Origin of the sequence: Sphingobacterium sp. MYb388 (assembly GCF_037479535.1) — a bacterium.
In the GTDB taxonomy this organism is placed as follows: domain Bacteria; phylum Bacteroidota; class Bacteroidia; order Sphingobacteriales; family Sphingobacteriaceae; genus Sphingobacterium; species Sphingobacterium anhuiense.
In genome coordinates, this window is the sequence record NZ_JBBGYV010000003.1 from 188,432 (window position 1) to 206,960 (window position 18,529).

An 18,529-nucleotide genomic window follows, 5' to 3' on the forward strand; every position below is an offset into this window, starting at 1 on the left:
TCATCCATGGAACAACCGATACAAAATAAAGAAAACAAAGAAGAAGAATTCAATCTTAGACAGATATTTGAGCAATATGCTTTCTATTGGAAGTGGTTTGTGCTAGCTGTGATATTAAGCGTTGGTATTGCTGTGGTATATTTACGATATGCGCAAAAGACCTACAATACTACAGCTAAGATTTTATTAAGAGATGAACGTAGTGCTTCTGCAGGAGAATTGGCTGGTATAGCAGAATTGACCAGTAGTATGGGCTTAGGTGGTGGAGGCCGCTCTGCATTTGTAACTGATCAAATTGAAGTTCTTACGTCACGTAGATTAATGCGTAAGGTTGTTGATCAACATAATCTAAATGTTATTTATTCTTCGAAGGGTAATATTAGATCATCGGAGCAGTTAGAAAGAGATATGCCTTTTGTGGTACAAACTTTGGGTACCCAAGATTCAATATTATTGAAGATAAGAGTTACTGTCGTGAATGATAGTCAATTACAGCTGACTGATTTGAGTTCTGGAGAGAAAAAGGTGGGTGTTTTCGATCAACAAATAAAAATTGGTAATTATAGTGTTCTTTTTAAAAGAAACCCAGCGCACAAAATTGAATTGAGTACAGATTATGAAATTTCTGTTATTCCTAAAGATTGGGCAATTGATATGATTTTGGGAGCGATTACTATTATGCCAAATAAAGAAATGCAATCGTATATTGTTAATTTCGGAATGGTATCTAGTTCAAGTAAGAAAGCAGCATTAATATTGAATTCATTAATTGAGATTTATAATCAAGATTTGACGTATGATAAAATGCGGATGACCAAAGCAACCTCCGATTTTATCAACAATCGATTGGTGTTAATTTCTAAAGATCTTTCAGGAGCAGATGAGCAAGTGGCCGATTTTAAATCGAACAATGCCATGGTCGATATGCAAGCTGAAGCAGGTGTGTTTTTAAATAATGCTTCTGATAACGATAAGAAAGTATTGGAGTACCGGACACAACTACAGTTGGTGGATCATATGAATGATTACCTCAAAGGGGAAACCGAAGGAAAATTATTACCCTCCAATATTGGCTTGCAAGATGCTTCAATAGGAACTGCGATAGCAGCTTACAATAAATTAGTAATGGAACGCGACGATTTATTGAAATCGGCATCGGATATGAACCCTGCTGTAATTGCCTTAAATGAGAATATTGCCGATAATAAAAACAATATCCGTCGCTCGCTGGAGAACTATCAACAGGTGACGAAATTGGCCTTGAATAGTATTGAACGTAAATCGAATGAAATAAAAGGACGTATCAGTTCAATCCCGAATCAGGAGCAGGGCTTTAAGAAGATTTCGCGTCAGCAACAGATTGTCGAATCCCTGTATTTGCTTTTATTGCAAAAAAGGGAGGAATCTGAGGTCAGAGCGGCAGCTACACCGGATAACTTAAAAATTATTGATGCAGCTTATGGCAATGGAATACCTGTTGCTCCTCGAAAAATGATTATTTTATTAGGAGCATTAATGTTCGGTTTTCTAATTCCTTTCATTATTCTTTATCTGAAATTTTTATTGGATAATAAGATCCATTCGCGCAAGGATATTGAAGATATCGTCAAAGCGCCTGTACTGGGTGAGATCCCATCTGCTGAGGATACCATTATCCATCAGAACGATCGCTCATCGCTGGCAGAGGCTTTCCGGATTTTGCGTACCAACATGAACTTTATGTTCGGTGCTGATAAAAAGGATAAGTCTAAAGTGGTATTTGTGACCTCAACCATATCGGGTGAAGGAAAGTCTTTCGTAACGACCAATCTGGCGCAGATCTTATCCATGTCTGACCAACGTGTCTTACTAATTGGTGCAGATATCCGGAGTCCAAAAGTATTGGATTACCTAGGACTATCCCATTTACAGCATACCAATGTCGGTATTACTCAGTTTTTAATCAATCCTGAGATGGATGTGGATAATATCATTATCAAAAAACCTGGTAATTATGATTTTGATGTGGTGTATTCAGGGTATATTGCTCCTAATCCAGCAGAGTTATTGATGAATGGTCATTTTGATGATGTGATCAAATACGCTCGTGAACATTATGATTATATATTGGTCGATACAGCTCCTGTGAGTTTGGTAACCGATACGCTATTGATTGCACATAATGCCGATCTTACTTTATATGTATCGCGTGTCAATTTCTTGGATAAACGCTTGCTTCAAGTGCCACGTGAATTGTATGTCGATGGTAAATTGAAAAACTTAGCGGCTGTTGTCAATGATGTTGACTTTGCTCGCGGTTACGGTTATGGCTATGGTTACGGTTATGGTTATGGCGACAAAGGTGAAAAGAAAACAGGCTTAAGTAAATTGTGGTATGATTTACAAAGCAAGTTTAAAAAGAAATAAATTATAATTCAATATCAATTGGCGCATTTCTTTGTAGAATTGCGCCAATTTTTTTAGATCCATCAAAGGATATTAACGCTATTTTTACATTGATATATCGGTCAGCCTTACACGGACTGCCGATATTAACCTACTGCTTATAACAATGAATTATTTAATTGTCCTTATCATATTATTTGTTCTGGAGCTTCTTTATTTTAAAGTCGCCGACCGTTTTAATATTATTGATAAACCAAATGAGCGCTCATCGCATAGTACAGTAACTTTGCGTGGTGGCGGCATCATTTTTTATTTTGGTGCATTCATCTACTTTATCCTGTCAGGTTTTCAATATCCTTACTTTTTCTTGGGTCTAACATTAATGACTGCAGTCTCTTTTTTGGACGATGTATTTACATTGTCCAACAAAATTCGTTTGGTTATTCATTTTAGTTCTGTCCTATTGATGACCTATCAATTGGACCTCTTCAGTATGCCTTGGTACTATCTGCTGATTACTTTTATTATTGTCGTCGGTGTTATCAATGCCTATAATTTTATGGACGGCATAAATGGCATTACCGCTTGCTATAGCTTGGCTGTCGGGGCGCTATTAATGATTGTCAATCATCAGCTCAATTTTATCCAACAAGATTTACTTTCGTATACGTTACTTGGTGTATTGGTCTTTGCATTTTTTAATTTCCGAAACAAAGCAAAATGTTTTGCAGGAGATGTGGGGGCGGTTGCGATTGCTTTTGTTCTGTTATTTGCACTTGGTGCTTTAATTATCCAAACCGGAAATTTGATCTATATCTTATTTTTGTCAGTATATGGTATTGATGCCGTCTGGACAATCGTACGTCGCTTATTGCGTAAAGAAAATATCTTTGAAGCCCATCGATCGCATCTGTATCAATTTTTAGGGAATGAAGCTAAGGTGAATAAATTGGTGATTTCTTTCTGTTATGGATTGATCCAGTTATTAATCGGATTATTAGTAATCCAATTTTCAGATCAGGAAGCAATGGTTCAAATTATATTTGCAATGAGTTTATTAGTGGGATTGAGCGCCATTTATCTGATATTAAAAACTTACATCATCAAAAAATATGTTCATTAATATGATACAAACTATACAAGGAGGAATAGCCCAGGATCAACGTGGACAGATTCGTTTTGTTAATGACTTTGATATGTCTCTGGTAAAGCGGTTTTATATGATCAAAAATGCCGATGTTGAACTGGTTCGAGGTTGGCGTGCCCATCGCATCGAACAGCGCTGGTTCTATGTCGTCGCTGGTGCTTTTGAAGTTGATCTGATTCAAATCGATAGCTGGGACAAGCCTGCACATGATCTTCCTGTTGAGAGAATAAAACTAGAATCTACTGCCATGCAAGTTTTGCACGTGCCTAAAGGATATGGCACTGCTTTTCGTGCCCTACAGCCCGACAGTGAGTTACTGGTATTTGCCGATCATGGAATTGAGCATGCGCCATTAGATGACCACACTTGGCCCTTGGAATATTTTGTAGGAAGGTTAGACTGTTAGTTAGTTAGTTAGTTAGTTAGTTAGTTAGTTAGTTAGTTAGTTAGTTAGTTAGTTAGTTAGTTAGTTAGTTAGTTAGTTAGCTAGCTAGTTAGACCATTCTCACTTTCTAACTTCAATATTAATCGTTATCTATTCCCAGAAATTTGGAATAGGTATGAACGATAGGAAAAAAGAGTACTTCCTGCGGAGCATATCTTAAATAGCGTTTAAAATTTAACCACATTCGATATGCTCCTTCCGGATGGACGGATATTACGGATATTTTTCCACCTTCAAAGCGCTCATCATGCTGTCCAAAATTTCCGGAATACCAAATTTCGTCCATCATCCAGCCTGCATCGCAGTTATCGGGATATGGAAAGGGTAGTGATTCTTTAGGTAGACCTAAATAGTTTACCAAAATCTGGTGTAGTAGATGTGTCCAGTCCAATATTCCGGCAGCTCGATAAATGTTTTTTAATGCTTGCGGATCGATCTGTGTTGATACATGTGCATATAAGCGCGCAGAGTCACATAATTGCCTTAGTCCAATACCAAATGTGATCAAGTGTTTTAAAATATGTGCATTCACCTGTAGCAATTGTAATTCTGGAGCGAGTAATTTAATCGAAGTAGCATTGATGGTCAGCTCTTGTTGCTGGTTTTTATAACTATTTTCAAGCTTTTTCAACAAATTGCTTTTGAGAGGACTGCGGATATCAAAAAGCTTTTTATGATGCTCAATATGGATACCTTTCCAATCATAATCTAAACTAAATCCTGCTGTATCTTGAAATTCTACTTTTTTGTCTTTCAGTATTTCCCGTGCTTGTGCATAACCTTGATCTTCGAAATACCAGTCGATATCTCCTGAAATACGATGCTGAGGGACTTTATAGCACGCTGCAACGCCTTGCCCTTTTTGCAGAATAGGTTTAAGGCCTTGTTTGGTAAATGACGTATATTGCGCGGCAATCACTTCATTCATTTTGCTATTGTGACGTTCTATTTGATCGACCCTAACTGTCCATTTTATTCTTAATGACTGCGGAGGTAGCTGATCCTCTTCTAAATAAGAAAAGCTATCATATATAAGACCTTCTAAGGTATGATTAATGGCATACGCTCGGATTTTTATCCAATCCGCCTCAGCTAATGGCTGCGATAACAAAAGTGTTTCTTTACCCCATAGTCCGATACGTAATAACTGAAAAAAAATATCCTTATGTCGAATGTCCATATTTTCTTTTTTATATTTATAGATCAAAAATAGCTTTTTTTAGCGATTATTATGCTTTACAAGGTTGGATATATTGGTTCAATATTGAAATTTAATAAGCGGTAATCATGTATATGGCTCAAAAATTGCTATGAACCTCCATGAAAAACAGAGTTTGGTCTGCATCCAATTTTTGCAATTGCAACAACAATGTGACCTAAAATTTCGTTTCTAATAACAAATCAACTTATACAATGAAAAAACTATTTTTTACCCTTATTATGTCTGGCTGTCTTGCGACTGCTTCAGCCCAGTTTTCCCGTCCTATCAGTATAGGTGCTGGTGCAGGAGTTTCTTTTGGCTTGACAGATCTGAAGAATTCAAAAGTAAATTTTGCATGGTACGGAGAAGGGGATTATTTATTAACCCCATTTGTATCTGTCGGATTGCAGGCTCAGAAAGGTGAATTGACGGGTAACAGTGGCGATAATTCGTTTAAGAATAGCTATTATGCAGGTAACGTGAACGCAAAGTTAAGATTAGGTCAATTTATGGATCTGCCCGATAATTATAGCTATTATACTTTAGGAGCGAGTACGTTTCAACGTATTTTATCTAATGTTTATATCGGAGCTGGCGCTGGATTAATGAAAAATCGGATTTCAACTGATTTTACAACGACCTACAGAGATGCTGTCGTTAATATTGGAGGAGAAATTGCAGATGATCGTTCTGGCATTCATTTCGTCGTTCCATTAAATATTGGCGTGGATATTCCTTTTGGACGTACCTTATATGGTCCAAAATGGGCAGTAAATGTAAACTACCAACACGGTCTTAGTTTTAATGATAATCTGGATGGCGTCATGAATAAAAATAATGATCAATATGGCGTGATGACTGTTGGTGTGAAATATGCCTTTTTCAACCGTAACTAATTTGATAATAAAACATACTCTTCTATAAATAATAACAACCGCAATTATGATTAAAATGAGAAAACACTATCCGACATTTACATTCGGGCTGTTTATTTTAGCAGTTTTAGTGTCTATGCAGGCTTGTAAATCAAGCTCATCCATATATAAAGCACCGAAAGTTTCCGCATTCCGTGCAGGCGAAATGCCAGCGCCTCCGGGAATGGTTTATGTACCTTCTGGAACGATACTTTTTAAAAGCTCCCTTGACACTGCTGATACAGGTAAAAACGTAAGCTTAAGTGCTTTTTTTATCGACGAAACAGAAGTGACCAATAAACAATACCGTGAATTTATCAATTGGGTAGCAGATTCGATTGCCGTAACGGATTACTTACAGGATGATCAGTACTTTTTAGAGACTGGTGAACAAGGAACTGAGAGAAGAATTAATTGGAAAAAGGTAAAGAAAGCTTCTCCAATTTGGAAAAGCAATGATCCCACTATCCGTGAGCGCTTAGCGCCAATGATCGAAATGAGAGGTTCTCAGCGCACTTTAAATCCAGAGGTATTACGCTACCGTTTTTCTTATCAAAAGACAAAAGGGAACATTAAAAAGGTCTATGTGACCGATACGGTTCCAGTGATGCCGGTTGAAGAAATCTGGTCTTCTGATTTTCCAAATGCACAACTCGCTTCCCTTGATGTCAATTATTTTACACATCAATCTTTTGATTATTACCCGGTAGTGGGTGTCACTTGGAGACAGGCACGTGCATTTACTGACTGGAGAGGTAAAGAAATTATGGCAACTTTAATGAAAAACTCGTATTTGAGCGGTTACCAATTGACTTTAAGTCTTCCTACGGAAGCGCAATGGCAATATGCCGCTGAAGGTAAATTGGACCCCCGTGATACTTCGTCAACGAAACGCATGACAATCGATGGATCTGAAGGTAAAGAAAAGCTTGCAGTAAACTTTAAGCAGGGGGATGGTACCTATTCTCGTGATGGAGCAACTTTCACCCTTCCGGTAAAGTCTTATACGCCAAATGCTTTTGGAATCTATAATATGGCCGGTAATGTTTCGGAATGGACATTAGATGCTTTCAGTCCTTCTGCAATGGTTTTTGTAAACGATTTAAATCCTGCTCTTTTATATGATGCAGATGAGAAAGATGCGGATGCACTGAAAAGAAAGGTCGTACGTGGTGGTTCATGGAAAGATAATGGTGAGCAATTGAATACCGATACCCGTAACTATTCAGTGGACTATGAACCGCATTCATACATCGGTTTCCGTTGCGTGATGTCGGCATTTGAGATGCCAACGATCCAAAGTAAGACTAGAAAATTTTAAAATATAAATTCAGATGAAGATATTTATAACAATGGCAATGGCTTTAGGATTTATACCGGTCTTTGCGCAACAAGAAATACCGGATAGTTTGAAATCGCAACAGGTTACAACTGCCGTACAAGGAGAAGTTTTAATGGATACCATACCGACAACGGATGGTTTTTATCAGGCCAATAACCTGGAAGATGCGGTTCCTTTCGCTTATCCGGAAATTAACATGAAAAATATTCGCTTTTATAAGCGAGTGTGGCGTGATATTGATCTGAAAGATGAAAAAAATGCATTACTTGCTACTCCTGGTAATTCATTAATGGAGATCATTATGAAATCTATCGAAACGGGCAAGTTATCCCTATATAGTCCTGATGATGATTCTTTTAAAGGTAGAATGAGTGCCAACGAAGGTATGGCCCGTTTTACGGATAGTGTATTGGTTCCAATTTTTGATGATGAGGGAAACCAGATCGATTCAAAGATGACTTTAAATGAATTTGATCCAACTCGTGTGACGAAATTCCGCATTAAAGAAGATATCTTTTTTGATAAACAGCGTAGCCGTTTGGAAAGCCGTATTATCGGCGTAGCTCCGCTAATGAATATCACAACTTCGGCTGAACTTGCGGAATCGGTCGGTTCTACTCCTGCATTTTGGTTGTATTTCCCGCAGTTACGTTACAGTCTGGTTAAAGTTGATATTACAGATCCGGATAAGGGTCTATACGATATGACGATGGATGATTTATTCGTTCAAAAGAAATATGCAAGTACCATCATCCGTGAATCATCTGCCGGAGCTTTAAAATTAGGTGATGAAGCACAGCAGGCGCAAGATGCGCAACAGATCGAACAAAAGATCGATGCATATAAAAAGAAACTTTGGACAAGCCCGAAGGGGGTGAAAGAAGAAAACTTGGAAGAGTTTATTCCCAATGCTCAGAAACAGAAAAAAGTAAAGAAAAAATAGGCTTAGCTTAATACTAAAAACATAAAAAAAGCATTCTCAATTTTTGAGAATGCTTTTTTTATGTCCTGTATTTAACGTTGTCTGACATATTTAGGTTTATTTAAGATGTTGCGTAATTCCTCTTCGGTATAGTGCCGTTGACCTTTGGCATTTAATTCAAAACCGCAAACCAGACGGAGGCCGCCCATGCAATGAAAACGCTTTTCATAAACTTCCCTGGAGTATCCGGTCAGTTCTAGCAGCTTGCTACGGGGCATACCATTTTCAAAACCATGCAGAATACTTGCTGTCTTGTAAAGCTCTGCCAATTGTTTTTTACTGAGCTTACAGCGCTCAGGGGTTTTATGGGCAGGTGTCTGACCGATGGAATGAATAAAATCATTTAAACGTTGATTAAGCTTCCAGGTCATAGCACCTGAAGTTGCACCCATTTTAGCTTCTAGTTCTTTTACTGTGGGCGTTCTTCCTAATTTCTTGGCCAATAGAAGGTAATGATCTTTTATACTGAATTTCGTTAATGGGATTTTCGTCCCAGCCATATAGCATAAGTTATTCCACCCAAATTTTTCCTTAACGTACCATGCCGAAGGATAGTTTTCTGGTTTTAAATGTTGATAATCTTTTAAGAATTTGATTCGATGCTTTTTGATCAGTTTAATAACCTTTTCTTTTGCTTCTGATTCGGTCAGCGTAGTGATCCTGAAGTATGGTGGTAATCCAACGTATTCCAATACATCAGCCCAGGTGCTGACATTGAAATGGGTCAAATAAGACCGATCATTATAAAGTCCATTACTTTTTAGACATTCTGAGATCGCAGGCGACCGCTGGTGCTTGATGTAATAACGGACCAACGAGTTTTTTAGTTTCCCTTTCGAAGGGATGCGCCGATCGTTTGCATCATATCCTGCTGCAATGATAAATTTATTCCAGGATCCGAAATACTTGTGGATACTTCCTGATTTTGAAGAAAATTCTCTGCGCATAGGGATACGCTTATTCGTTTGATAGAAATCATGTAATTGGGCCAATAGTTCTGCTTTGACAATAGCTTCTGTTTTTTTTACGTTAGGCTGTAGTCCTGCGGCTGCAATAAAATTGTTCCAGGTGCCAAAATAACGGCGGCTCATCGTATTGAGGTTTTCCATTTCACGACGTACGGGAGTTCTTCCGTTTTTAGTGTAAAATTCGTTCACGATCGAAAAAGCTTCTGCGATGATTTCTTCTTGTGTTGGATTCAAATCGTACTGAAAATATTAGTTGATAGAATAAGTTCATAAATGCGAATATTAAAGATAATATTTTTCTTTATTAAAATGAAATGTTGCTGTGGAATGAGGAGAAGGTTAGGGGGTGAGAAAGTTAGAAGGTTAGTTGGTTACTCTATAGTAATTAGATTATAGTATTTAGTAATTAGACAAGGTTGACTTTTTCTTTACGGCAAAGTTGAGATGATTAAAAGGTGAGGTAGTTAGAAGATCAAACGCAGGCTTTTTTTTGATTGCATGCATTATGGCTCCGTGGCCAGCGGTGGTTGAACAGACGATCCAAAATCTAAATACCACTATTGGACACCTGAATGACACCATCGGCCGGCTATTGAAAGAAAATCACCTTTTAAAAGACCGTAAAAAGAACAGCGGTAATAGTTCGGTTGGTATATTATAGGATTAGAAGAAAACATCGTGGTAGCTGAGATTGGATACGGGATTAAAAATTATATGATTTTTTTCCAAAAGTTGAGCAAACCTCTACATGCAGTATGTTCAAGATCAAAACTAGTTGGTATCTCCTCCCATCCACTCCAATAGGAGACAATTCGGGTTCCTATTGGTAATTGTCTAAGTTGTTGTCTAAGGTATTCGGTATATGAATAATAGAGTTCTTGGTTTGGTAATATCGAATTATCTATCGGACAACTTGTATCTATATTTTCATAGAAAGAATTGTAAAAATAAAATGCATCATAATCAGAAAAAGTGATTTGATCAATATTGGCATGAATAAATTCTACGTTATTTATTTGATGTTTTTGGGCTATCTCAGTAGAAATTTCAACAAGTGATTCCCGCTGTTCAACGCCATAAAAAATACCTTCCGTACATGTAGCACCCACAAGACAAAATTTACCAGCACCAGCACCAATGTCCAGTATCTTATCATTGGGATGTTGAACTAAATAGGTGGCAGCCATCTTTGCGACATCGACAGGAGTCCAGTGACGGTGTCCCAATATTTTTATATTTGAAGGATACAAATCGTCAAATGTACTGTCGTCAACACGTATGTTAGACCTTAATGCTTTAAAAATCATTTTTTCTTTTATGTGGTTATCATTAAATGGATAGGCTAATGTTTAGCAAATAAAAACGAGCTGTTTAATTATATACTCCTGCACGGTTAAAGTTCTTTTAGAAAGTGGATCTTGCCTGATTCAACATTTATTTCCACAAGAACCTTGCGGTGATTTCCATATTCGTAAATGTACCAATTGGGATGATCTGGATCTTTCGCCGAATATGATTTTAAATGCTCATCATCGATCTCTTCTGATATTTTAATAGACTTATTTTCCAACATGATTTTTTTTACTAAATTACAATAATCTATTTTTAAATTATAACTGCTCGATGGAATTACGAGATAGAAACATTTTAGTTCGTAACGATTAGTTTTATTTTCCCCTATTTCAATTGACACATCGTTTTGAAATCACGTTACGGTACATCCATACTTACAAGATAAGGATTGCTGGAATTTTTCAATACTTTCAATAAACGGTCATGCGAGACAAGGAAATTGATCTTGACTTAAATTATTTTGTACTTATTGAATAAATAAGCGATATTTAACATATTCTTTAATTATATTCCATTACCTATATTTAATGTACCATGATATTGCGTGAAGTTACTCCTTTATCCGAAGAAGATTGTTTTATGGTATTCGCCAGAGAAAAGTGTAATTTTGATTTTCCAATACATGTGCATTCCGAATACGAACTCAATTTTATAGAGAATGCCGCTGGAGCACAGCGTATTGTTGGAGACAGTATTGAAGAGATAGATCATCTGGAGCTGACTTTAATTGCCAATTCTAATCTTGAACATGGTTGGTTTGACCACAACTGCAAATCAGAAAAAATTTCAGAAATTACCATTCAATTTCAGCCCGATCTATTGAGCGAAACTTTGCTCAATAAAAATCAGTTTCGCTCCATTAGGCAACTGTTTGAAAAAGCGGCTTATGGGGTTACCTTTAGTAAAACGACCATCATTGCTGTACGGGATGAAATTAAAAAGCTGATTACCGAGAAAGACGGTTTCTATTCGGTAGTTGGCCTTTATGATATTCTGCATATCTTGTCGCAAGATGAGCATATGCGAGAATTGAGTAGCCGTTCATTTCATAGCAGCATAGGGAGGCAAGACAGTAGACGTGTAGAAAAGATATTGATATATCTTTCTAAAAACTACCAGAAAGATGTATCCCTGAATGAGGCCGCAGACCTGATCGGTATGACCGAAGTATCCTTAAGCAGATTTTTAAAGCAGCGTACAGGAAGGACTTTTATAGATACACTAAATGATATAAGGCTTGGGCATGCCTGCCGGATGCTGATCGATACCACGCATAGTATAGCAGAGATAGCGCTTCTTTCGGGTTTTAACAACCTCTCTAATTTTAATCGGATTTTTATGAAAAAGAGATCTTCAACACCAACAGTTTTCAGAGATAAGTATAAAAACTCAAAATTCTATTTATAAGAATATAAAAATTTATGAGCTAAAATAATATAGATGGTTATTTGTTGTAATTGTCTGTACAGGATTGTTTTGGCTTATTTTATATAAGGAAAAGATAAAAAAGTATTATTCGTATAAGTGGTTTCTTCTTAGTTTTGGTAGTAATTGAAAGGGATTAAATAACCAATTTTAAGGGAACCAAAAAATGATGAATAAAATCTTTTATGCATGTCTGGTTGCGGGGTTTACACCTATGATTACTTTTGCACAAAAGTTTCAGGTGTCGGGGACTGTCACAAACCAGCAAACCAATTTAGCCATAGTCGGAGCTACGGTGCGCAATGGCGCTGGCCAAACGACGCTGACCGATGAAAAGGGTAGTTTCAAGCTGAATACAACGATAGGCGACAATCTCTATGTTTCATTCTTGGGTATGGAAACTCGTGTGCTGAAAGTTAATGATCAGCAAGTACTTCGTGTTGTATTAAAACCAAAGCAGGATGTGCTGGACGAAGTCGTGGTTGTAGGCTATGGTAAAGTCAAAAAAAGGGATCTTTCAGGTGCTGTAAGCCAAGTAAAGGCCTCGGAAATATTAGCTGGCAATCCTGCGCCGAGTATCAATCAAGCACTACAGGGCCGAATGGCCGGAGTAACTGTCAATCAAAATGATGGGGCACCAGGAGCCGGGATCTCCATCAATATACGCGGAACAAACTCTTTCTCGACCAATTCTCAACCACTCTATATTGTGGATGGTATACCCTACGATATGGCATCCATGCCCAGTAGTACTGCCAATGAAAATAACAACCAGACAGCCAATGCTTTGGCTTCAATCAATCCAAATGATATCGAATCGATAGAAGTGCTCAAAGATGCATCGGCAACTGCAATATACGGATCGAGGGGAGCAAATGGTGTTGTAATTATTACCACAAAACGTGGCGAAAATGGTAATGAAAAAGTTGAACTGAATGCAAATTTTGGACTTGCAACGCGGGGAAGAAAAGTAAAGATGCTCGGCCCATATGAATATGCTAATTATATCAATGAGCAAGCAATTAACAGTAAGTATTATGATGGATTAGGGTATCAGATATTACCTTATCCAGGCAGTTGGTCTTATCAGACAGTAAATGGTGAGCCTATTACTTCATCTGGTAAATATCAACCTGCTCCCGAAGATTTTCTCAATCAAGGTGTGCGCACGGACCAATATGGCAATCAGACCTTGGTTCAAGGTGCGGATTGGCAGGATGAGATTTATCAAAACGGTTTTACACAAGAATATAATCTCAGTGTATCTGGCGGAAGTGAGAAAGGTTGGCATATGTTTTCCGGAAACTTTTTGAATCAGAGCGGTATTATTAAAAAATCGGATTACCAGCGTGTGGCTCTGCGAACAAATATCGGAAGGAAAGTAAGATCCTGGTTGGAGTTGGGTGCAAATATCAACTATACCAATGGTCTTACCAATTTTGCTAAATCAAATGCCTACGATTATGGAATCATCCGCTCGGCATTGATTTTTCCCGTAACCTACGGACCTGATATGAATACTATTGAATCGGATCAGCTAAATTGGCTGGCTTCAAATCCAGGTGTCTATGTCAATACCGCAAAAGATCAGCTTAAAGCAAACAATATATTTAGTTCGTCATATGCAAGTGTTAAGCTGTTGCCTTTTTTGACTTTTAGACAAAACTTTGGATTCTCTTACTCCAATAATAACCGTAATACCTATTATAACCGGAATACGCAGGAGGGGCGTTCACCAATCAATGGCAGCGGAGGCCAAAGTGATAACTGGTATCAAAGTCTTACCACAGAGTCTTTATTGACTTTTGATAAAACTATTTCACAGCATCATACTATAAATGTAGTCACAGGTTTTACCTATGAGCAGGCGAATTATGCGGCAAAAGCCATAACAGCTACAAATTTCCCCAATGATATCACAGGTGAGTTTGATATGGCAGCAGGATTAAATCCAGGACCTTTAGTCAGTAGCCGGGGCAGAACACAACTGGCCTCGGTTTTGGCAAGAGCAAACTATTCCTATAAAGGAAAATATATTGCTACGGCCTCTTTTCGTCGGGATGGCTCTAGCCGATTGACAATGGGACAGCAGTTTGCCAACTTCCTGTCGGGAGCCTTAGCTTGGCGACTTTCTGATGAACAGGTTATCAAAGATCTTGGGATCTTTAGTGACCTAAAATTACGCGCCAGCTATGGGCGAACTGGTAATCAGGGGGTCAATGCCTATCAGACCAAAGCATACTTAGGTGTGGCCAATTATCCATTAGGAGGGGCTTTGAGCAGTGGTTTTGCTGAGGTCGACTGGCGTGGAGCGCTAAATAAGGATCTCAAATGGGAAACTACAGACCAGTACAATCTAGGGTTGGATTTGGCTGTGCTCAATAACAGAATCCAATTTACAATCGATGCCTATTATAAAAAAACAAATGATCTGCTGCAAAATGTGAATATTGCTTCGAGCAATGGTATGAAAACACAATGGGTCAATTCGGGATATGTCACCAATAAGGGGATCGAGCTGACGGGAAAGTTTGCTGCAATGGATAAAGAAAACTTTAAATGGAATATTGATGCAAATATCTCATTCAACCGCAATGCCATAGGAGGGTTGACAGCCGACCGTTTTTCAGAAAGACTCTGGTACAATGCCGATAATATCTTTATCCAACGTAATGGCATGCCAATCGGTACAATGTTTGGCTATGTGGAAGATGGATTTTATGACAATGAGGCTGAAGTGCGTACCGATCCGACATATGCCAATGCAAGTGCCGCAGTTGTTCAATCAAAAATTGGAGAAATCAAATACCGTGATCTGAACGGTGACGGTGAGTTGACTGCCAGCGATCGTACTATTATCGGTAATACGAATCCAGATTTTGTTTTTGGTATTACCAACAATTTTAAATACAAAAATTTTACACTTGGTTTCTTTTGGCAGGGATCTATTGGGAACGATATTTTTAACGGAAATCTTATCGACATGAAAATGGCCAATATCGGGAATATCACAGAAGACATTTACAATAGTAGATGGACGGAAGAAAATAGGGGAAATGCTTTATGGCCAAAAGCTGTTGCAACTTACAACCGTACCATGCTCACCTCCGATCGTTATGTCGAGAACGGATCGTATGTCCGCCTTAAAAATGTAAACTTAGGATATACGTTTAAAAGTCCATTCAAGGGGCTCAATGCATTATATGTCTATGCTAGTGCAAACAATTTGCTAACAATAACTGATTACAGTTGGTTTGACCCTGATGTTAATGCTTTTGGAGGAGATGCCTCGCGAAAAGGTGTCGACATTTATTCTTACCCAAGTAGCAGAACATTTTCGATCGGATTGAAAGCTGATTTTTAAGTTGACCTAAAATAAGATGATCATGACTCGTAAAAATTATACACATTATATAAAATTTGCCTTGATGGCAACAATCTGCACTTCTGGACTGAGTTCCTGTGAAAAGATGGTAGAAGAAAAGAAATTTGATTTTGTAGAACCTAATGATATTCCTGATTCGGATGAGGGTGTCAATCAATGGACAATGGGAACCTACAGTAAATTGCTGGACGATATGTTTCGATGGAATCTTTTTCCACCAAGCCTAGAGTTTGACTGCGATTATATGAGCGGGCCAGACTGGTCATTCGGTACGCTGGGGGCAGGAAACTTTCAGAACAATGAATACACATCGGCTATGTGGGAAAAGCCATATGCGATCATCCATCGTGCTAATCTGGCTCTGGAAAATATCGAACCGATGACAAAAGCCTCACAGGCCGTAAAGAATAATGGAATGGGCGAGCTTTATTTTTTAAAAGCTTATTCTTATTTTCTTTTGGTACGTGCCTTTGGTGAAGTACCTATTCGTTCTGCATCGGTCAATTCAGGCGCAGATCTTAATGAACCCCGACAGCCAGTAAGTAAAGTATATGCGCATATTATTGAGCTGCTCACAAAGGCAGAAGAACTTCTTTATAAGAATACAGACAATGGTTTTCATGAAGGTCGTGTTTCAGCAGGTGCGGCAGCAAGTTTACTGGCCAAAGTGTATGTAACAATCGGTTCGTCTGCATTGCAGTCTGGTAATGTTTCGGTAAGAGGTGGCCAGCCCTATACGATGAATGGAAGTGAAAAAGTATACACTAATCCAGTATCTTTTACTGTAGCTAAAAAACAGGTTGCTGGATATGAAACATTCAATGCGCAAGAGTATTTTTCAAAAGCTCGTGATAAGGCTCTGCAAGTGATTAATGGTGAGTATGGCAACTATGGCTTGTTAAGCTATGATAATCTTTGGTCTAGGGCCAATAAAAATAAAACTGAACATATCTGGACGCTACAGTCTGTCACCGGTGACCAAAAATATGGGGTAACTTTTTCTCAGGCTTACGGCGGAAATTTCAATGATCAGGGATTTGTGCAGACCGGGTTATGGTGGGGTATGCGTGACCATTGGTATAAACTTTTCGAAAGTAAAGATTACCGTATTGTGAAGGGGGTGATGCATCGTTGGGTTCGCCAGGGTGGAGATACCAATGGCTGGGTCGGAGGTTCTTATTATCCTGATAATACCGAATGGAGTCAAAAAGCACAGGGATATGTAGATGCTAACGGACAAAATGTAGCTCCTGTTGCTCCATTTAATGATGGACGTCAATATCAAAACCAAAAAAATGCTAATTATTTAGCATACCTGACCAAATATAGTGATGTCAGTAACAACAAACTCGAGCGTACAGATGCTCCTTGGTATTTTTTGCGCTTTGCAGATGTTTTACTCATCTATGCCGAAGCAGCTAATGAAGCAGACAACAGTACTGCAGCACGTACACTTGCGTTGGCAAAACTTAATCAAATACGTGAACGCAGCAATGCGACGCCCCGTCGTCTTGCCGGAGATGGCAATATCGATAACCAAAGCGCATTCCGTTCAGCCGTTTTGGAAGAAAGAGCAATGGAGCTAGCACTTGAAGGTGACCGTCGCTGGGATCTGATCCGTTGGGGTATATACCTTGATGTGATGAACAGAATCGGAGGTACTGATGAAGTTGGCGTTGTTAAAGTCCGTTCGGAGAAACACCTGCTCTACCCAATACCAATTTCTGAAGTAGGTGTCAATACAGCAATTCTGTCAAATAATCCAGGCTGGAACTAATCTATTTATCGCGTATAGCGTTTCTTGAAATAATTGTTTTTATGAAAAAATTGAATCGTTCTATTATATATTTTATACTGTTGAGCAGCATGTCTGCAACAGTAATTTCTTGTCAAAAGGATATCGTCAACTTTAAAGAAAGCTATGATGGAGAGTTAACCTCCAATGGTGCCCCTCTCATTCAAAAAGTCTCTACTGCAGGCGATCTGACAACAGGAATCAGTAGCGGAGCGTTGACGGATATGATTGTGCTTCAGGGGGAAAACCTCGCAGAGGTAAAGTCCATCAAATTGAATGATGTCGATGTGGATCTCAGTACCGTATATGCCGTAAGATCGCGGATTACATTACCGATCCCTCGTGTAGTTCCTACTGAGATCAACAATAAGGTGACTGTAGTGACTACCAAAGGGAGTGCGGAGTTTCCGTTTGAAGTTAAAATACCCGATCTGGTAGTGGAGGGTTTATTCAATGAGTTTGTGGCGGCAGGAGATACGGCAATACTCGTCGGTAAATATCTGGACCTGTACAAATTGGATACCTTGGAGGGCGTGTTTTCGATCAATAATATACCTTTGAAACCGATACGTAGCGTTGCCGACTCGGTCTATTTTGTCATACCTACGGCAACAGCCGAGGGCGCTACGCTCGCATTGTCCAGTCCCTTAGTGGCGGTTCCAAAGCAAGTTCGCTTCCGCGAAAAGGGGCTCTCTATGTTAGATATAAAGTCGCTTTCTGCCTATGTAACGGATGGGAAAGCTAATGGTGACCCACAATTATTGCCTGGATTTGACCGGTTTTTACGAATACAACAATCTTTTGCTGCCTGGTCTTGGAATGGTGTTTTTTGGTCTGGATTTGATTTGAACGATGCTGCGGTATTGGCAAATCCCAAAGATTACTATGTTAAATTTGAAATTAATACCAAAAGTACGGCTTCCATTAGTCAGGGTAATTTCATTCTTGGAGGTGATAGGCAGGAAACCCGCTGGAACCCAGCTGAAAATGGTGCCTTGAATACCTATGGTAAGTGGAAGACCATGCGTGTAGATCTAACTGATTTTTATAAAGATGTTTCCCAGAGTAATGGTACTTACCTCAATACAGGCTGGAATGGATTTGTGTTTTCATATCAACCAACAGTGGATGTTGAAGACGATTTCAGTATATGTAATTTTCGGATAGTCAAAAAATAGATAAGTCTT

Annotated in this window: 15 protein-coding genes; 11 read left to right on the forward strand and 4 right to left on the reverse strand. The window is 38.6% G+C overall.

Going from position 1 to position 18,529, the window contains the following annotated elements:
• The first annotated feature begins 6 nt into the window (after positions 1-6).
• From WH188_RS11405 to WH188_RS11415, 3 genes are all read left to right on the forward strand, one after another.
• Positions 7-2,406 (forward strand): GumC family protein, encoded by a 2,400-nt coding sequence (locus WH188_RS11405; protein ID WP_132769796.1) that lies wholly within the window; start codon positions 7-9, stop codon positions 2,404-2,406.
• Positions 2,407-2,551: 145 nt separating this feature from the next.
• Positions 2,552-3,508 (forward strand): MraY family glycosyltransferase, encoded by a 957-nt coding sequence (locus tag WH188_RS11410; protein ID WP_339423966.1) that lies wholly within the window; start codon positions 2,552-2,554, stop codon positions 3,506-3,508.
• A 1-nt stretch (position 3,509) separates the two neighbouring features.
• Positions 3,510-3,938 carry a WxcM-like domain-containing protein gene (locus WH188_RS11415; RefSeq protein ID WP_339423967.1) on the forward strand — a complete coding sequence of 143 codons (429 nt, stop codon included), beginning with the start codon at positions 3,510-3,512 and terminating at the stop codon, positions 3,936-3,938.
• Between the two features lie 118 nt (positions 3,939-4,056).
• On the opposite strand, the gene WH188_RS11420 is transcribed toward WH188_RS11415, so the two are convergent.
• A complete protein-coding gene (locus WH188_RS11420) occupies positions 4,057-5,157 on the reverse strand; it encodes a nucleotidyltransferase family protein (RefSeq protein ID WP_132769790.1) in 1,101 nt (366 codons plus the stop codon).
• A gap of 233 nt (positions 5,158-5,390) precedes the next feature.
• Between WH188_RS11420 and WH188_RS11425 the strand changes: the two genes are divergently transcribed.
• Genes WH188_RS11425 through porN form a run of 3 tightly spaced genes read left to right on the forward strand, consistent with a single transcriptional unit; the run spans position 5,391 to position 8,377 of the window.
• Positions 5,391-6,074, forward strand: a complete 684-nt coding sequence (locus tag WH188_RS11425) for an outer membrane beta-barrel protein (RefSeq protein ID WP_132769788.1) — start codon at positions 5,391-5,393, stop codon at positions 6,072-6,074.
• 55 nt (positions 6,075-6,129) lie between these two features.
• A complete protein-coding gene (porK, locus tag WH188_RS11430) occupies positions 6,130-7,413 on the forward strand; it encodes a type IX secretion system lipoprotein PorK/GldK (protein ID WP_168127773.1) in 1,284 nt (427 codons plus the stop codon).
• Positions 7,414-7,426: 13 nt separating this feature from the next.
• A complete protein-coding gene (porN, locus tag WH188_RS11435) occupies positions 7,427-8,377 on the forward strand; it encodes a type IX secretion system ring protein PorN/GldN (protein ID WP_084825435.1) in 951 nt (316 codons plus the stop codon).
• A 71-nt stretch (positions 8,378-8,448) separates the two neighbouring features.
• Here porN and WH188_RS11440 read toward each other — a convergent pair whose 3' ends face one another.
• Complete coding sequence (locus tag WH188_RS11440) at positions 8,449-9,618, reverse strand: homing endonuclease associated repeat-containing protein (RefSeq protein ID WP_339423968.1); 1,170 nt, start codon at positions 9,616-9,618, stop codon at positions 8,449-8,451.
• A 271-nt stretch (positions 9,619-9,889) separates the two neighbouring features.
• Between WH188_RS11440 and WH188_RS11445 the strand changes: the two genes are divergently transcribed.
• Positions 9,890-10,045 (forward strand): hypothetical protein, encoded by a 156-nt coding sequence (locus WH188_RS11445; RefSeq protein WP_021192172.1) that lies wholly within the window; start codon positions 9,890-9,892, stop codon positions 10,043-10,045.
• 49 nt (positions 10,046-10,094) lie between these two features.
• Here the strand turns inward: WH188_RS11445 and WH188_RS11450 are convergent, their stop codons facing one another.
• Both WH188_RS11450 and WH188_RS11455 read right to left on the reverse strand, forming a co-directional pair.
• Positions 10,095-10,691: a methyltransferase domain-containing protein gene (locus WH188_RS11450; protein WP_339423969.1), complete on the reverse strand. Its 597-nt coding sequence runs from the start codon at positions 10,689-10,691 to the stop codon at positions 10,095-10,097.
• Between the two features lie 86 nt (positions 10,692-10,777).
• On the reverse strand, positions 10,778-10,957 hold the full coding sequence (locus WH188_RS11455; protein WP_339423970.1) for a hypothetical protein: 180 nt from the start codon (positions 10,955-10,957) through the stop codon (positions 10,778-10,780).
• 314 nt (positions 10,958-11,271) lie between these two features.
• Between WH188_RS11455 and WH188_RS11460 the strand changes: the two genes are divergently transcribed.
• The 4 genes from WH188_RS11460 to WH188_RS11475 all read left to right on the forward strand — a co-directional run bounded on the left by WH188_RS11460 (position 11,272) and on the right by WH188_RS11475 (position 18,520).
• Entirely contained in the window at positions 11,272-12,144 is an 873-nt protein-coding gene (locus WH188_RS11460; protein ID WP_132769780.1) for an AraC family transcriptional regulator, read from the forward strand.
• Positions 12,145-12,328: 184 nt separating this feature from the next.
• Complete coding sequence (locus WH188_RS11465; protein ID WP_207902412.1) at positions 12,329-15,526, forward strand: SusC/RagA family TonB-linked outer membrane protein; 3,198 nt, start codon at positions 12,329-12,331, stop codon at positions 15,524-15,526.
• Between the two features lie 64 nt (positions 15,527-15,590).
• The gene (locus WH188_RS11470; protein WP_207902411.1) at positions 15,591-17,324 is read left to right on the forward strand and encodes a RagB/SusD family nutrient uptake outer membrane protein; all 1,734 of its coding nucleotides are present in this window, start codon (positions 15,591-15,593) and stop codon (positions 17,322-17,324) included.
• Between the two features lie 41 nt (positions 17,325-17,365).
• A complete protein-coding gene (locus tag WH188_RS11475; RefSeq protein ID WP_132769778.1) occupies positions 17,366-18,520 on the forward strand; it encodes a glycan-binding surface protein in 1,155 nt (384 codons plus the stop codon).
• Positions 18,521-18,529 lie beyond the last annotated feature (9 nt).

Bases quoted from the DNA above. Each gene is read 5' to 3' on its own strand.
- WH188_RS11405 (WP_132769796.1), top strand. From the start codon at position 7: ATGGAACAACCGATACAAAATAAAGAAAACAAAGAAGAAGAATTCAAT.
- WH188_RS11410 (WP_339423966.1), top strand. From the start codon at position 2,552: ATGAATTATTTAATTGTCCTTATCATATTATTTGTTCTGGAGCTTCTT.
- WH188_RS11415 (WP_339423967.1), top strand. From the start codon at position 3,510: ATGATACAAACTATACAAGGAGGAATAGCCCAGGATCAACGTGGACAG.
- WH188_RS11420 (WP_132769790.1), bottom strand. From the start codon at position 5,157: ATGGACATTCGACATAAGGATATTTTTTTTCAGTTATTACGTATCGGA.
- WH188_RS11425 (WP_132769788.1), top strand. From the start codon at position 5,391: ATGAAAAAACTATTTTTTACCCTTATTATGTCTGGCTGTCTTGCGACT.
- porK (WP_168127773.1), top strand. From the start codon at position 6,130: ATGAGAAAACACTATCCGACATTTACATTCGGGCTGTTTATTTTAGCA.
- porN (WP_084825435.1), top strand. From the start codon at position 7,427: ATGAAGATATTTATAACAATGGCAATGGCTTTAGGATTTATACCGGTC.
- WH188_RS11445 (WP_021192172.1), top strand. From the start codon at position 9,890: ATGGCTCCGTGGCCAGCGGTGGTTGAACAGACGATCCAAAATCTAAAT.
- WH188_RS11450 (WP_339423969.1), bottom strand. From the start codon at position 10,691: ATGATTTTTAAAGCATTAAGGTCTAACATACGTGTTGACGACAGTACA.
- WH188_RS11455 (WP_339423970.1), bottom strand. From the start codon at position 10,957: ATGTTGGAAAATAAGTCTATTAAAATATCAGAAGAGATCGATGATGAG.
- WH188_RS11460 (WP_132769780.1), top strand. From the start codon at position 11,272: ATGATATTGCGTGAAGTTACTCCTTTATCCGAAGAAGATTGTTTTATG.
- WH188_RS11465 (WP_207902412.1), top strand. From the start codon at position 12,329: ATGATGAATAAAATCTTTTATGCATGTCTGGTTGCGGGGTTTACACCT.
- WH188_RS11470 (WP_207902411.1), top strand. From the start codon at position 15,591: ATGGCAACAATCTGCACTTCTGGACTGAGTTCCTGTGAAAAGATGGTA.
- WH188_RS11475 (WP_132769778.1), top strand. From the start codon at position 17,366: ATGAAAAAATTGAATCGTTCTATTATATATTTTATACTGTTGAGCAGC.